Here is a 2,160-nt window from a genome sequence, read left to right on the forward strand (position 1 = left end):
GTCCCGCGACTTCCTGATTTCCGAGCCCACTCCCCCGCGCCCCCCGCGCCGCCATGAGCCCCGTGAGCCCCGTGAGCCCCGTGCGTCATGACCGCCCGGTCATGAGGACGATCAGGCTATGCGCCGGAACCGGGCAGCGGGCACCCGATATCGGCGCGCATCCGCATCGGAGATGGTCATTTCCGGTCGCGAATGACCCAGTGCGGACATAACCTCCCAATTGTGATGCTTCCCGAGAGCTCCACCCGGACGCACATAGCCGGCCGCACGCTTCTGGCCGTACTGATCATGGCGTGGTGCCTGGCCGTACCCGGTGTGCGGGACGCCCGGGCCGAGGGCCCGATCACCCTGTCCCGGCAGGGGCAGATCACCGACAGGGTGGGAGCTCTGGGCGACCGCGGGGCGGCGGTCACCGATTCCCTCGACCGCCTCTACGCGGACAGCCGCGTGCAGCTCTTCGTCGCCTACGTCCGTGACTTCTCCGGGCACTCCCCGCAGAGCTGGGCCGACACCACGGCGGTACGCAGTGGCCTCGGCCGTGACGACATACTGCTCGCGGTCGCGACCCATGGCCGGCAGTACGCCTACTCCGCCGACACCGGAGCTCCGCTCACCGACACCCAGCTCGCCGATGTCGCCAGGACCGCCGTCGAGCCCGCGCTGCGGCAGAACGACTGGGCGGGCGCGGCGATCGGCGCGGCGAACGGATACGACGCGGTGCTCGCGGGCCGGCCCGTACCCACGCCCGCCATCACACCCGGCGAGCCGGACCCGGGCGGCAGGGCCGCGAACGGGGGCGCCGCGACCAATCTGGTGCTGCCCATCGCCGTCGTACTCGCGGCCCTGGCCCTCGCGGCCTACGTCTACGGCAAGCGCAAGCGGCGGGCGGCGGCCTCCGCCCCGGCGCGCGCCGGCGAGCCGGGCCGGGGCGCTCCGGGCGCGGCTCCGCGGCCACCGCCGACGCCGCTGCCCGAGCTGGACGGCCGGGCGAAGAAGCTCCTGGTCGAGACGGACGACGCCCTGCGCACCAGCCAGGAGGAACTGGGTTTCGCGACCGCGCAGTTCGGTGAGGAGGCCGCCGCGCCCTTCACCGACGCCGTGCACTTCGCGAAGGGCGAGCTGACCTTGGCGTTCCGGCTGCGGCAGCAGCTCGACGACGCCGTTCCGGAGGACGACGCGACCCGGCGCCGGATGCTGGACGAGATCGTCGCCCGCTGTACGGAGGCCAACGACCGGCTGGACGCGGAGTCCGAGGACTTCGACCGGCTGCGGGCCATGGAGCGGAACGCGCCGCAGGCGCTGGACTCGGCGGGCACCGCCTTCCGCGAGCTGAGCGGACGCGCCGCCGCGGCGCGCGGCACACTCACCGCGCTGCGCGAACAGTACGCCGACTCCGCCTCCGCGCCCGTCGCGGACAGTGTCGAGCAGGCCGGGAACCGGCTGGAGTTCGCCTCCGCCGGTCTGGACAAGGCGCGCGGGTTCATCGACGCGGCGGAGAACGGCAAGGCGGCCGTGCATGTGCGGGCCGCGGAGGCCGCCGTCGGGCAGGCGGCCATCCTCGTCGAGGCGGTCGAGCGGCGCGCGCTGGAACTCGCGGAGGCGGCCGGGAAGCTGCCCGGCGCCCTCACCGAGACGGAGACGGACCTCGCCGACGCCCGAGGGCTGCTGCGCGGCACCACGCCGGGCGTGTCGACGGCCGACCTCCAGGGCCGGATCGGCCGCGCCGAGGCGGTGGTCGCGGAGGTACGGCGTGAACTGGACGCGGGGCGGTACGACCCGATCGACGCGCTGCGCCGGGTCGAGGAGACCGACGCGGTGCTGGACGAGGCGCTGGCCGGGGCCCGCGAGCGCGAGCAGGGCGTCCGACGGGCCGGCACGCTCCTCGACCAGGCGACGCTCGGCGCGCGCTCGGCCATCGGCGCCGCCTCCGACTACATCACCACCCATCGGGGAGCGGTGGGCAGCCAGGCGCGTACCCGGCTGGTGGAGGCGCAGCGGCGGCTGGAGCGGGGGCACGCGGCGGCCGGCGCCGACGTACAGGCCGCGCTGGCCGAGACACAGCTCGCGGACGAACTGGCCCGGGAGGCCCAGTACCTCGCCGAGCAGGATGTGGCCTCGTACGGGAGCCGGTACGGCATGGGCGGGGCGCAGGGGGCGGGG

The 2,160-nt window shown here is 74.9% G+C and carries 1 protein-coding gene; it reads left to right on the plus strand.

Annotation, left to right across the window (positions count from 1 at the left end; all coding sequences use genetic code 11):
• Positions 1-225 precede the first annotated feature (225 nt).
• Positions 226-2,160, plus strand: a 1,935-nt coding sequence (locus BFF77_RS31820) for a TPM domain-containing protein (protein ID WP_066956992.1), incomplete at its 3' end; no start/stop codon positions are given.

This window comes from Streptomyces lushanensis (assembly GCF_001700515.1).
GTDB lineage: Bacteria > Actinomycetota > Actinomycetes > Streptomycetales > Streptomycetaceae > Streptomyces > Streptomyces lushanensis.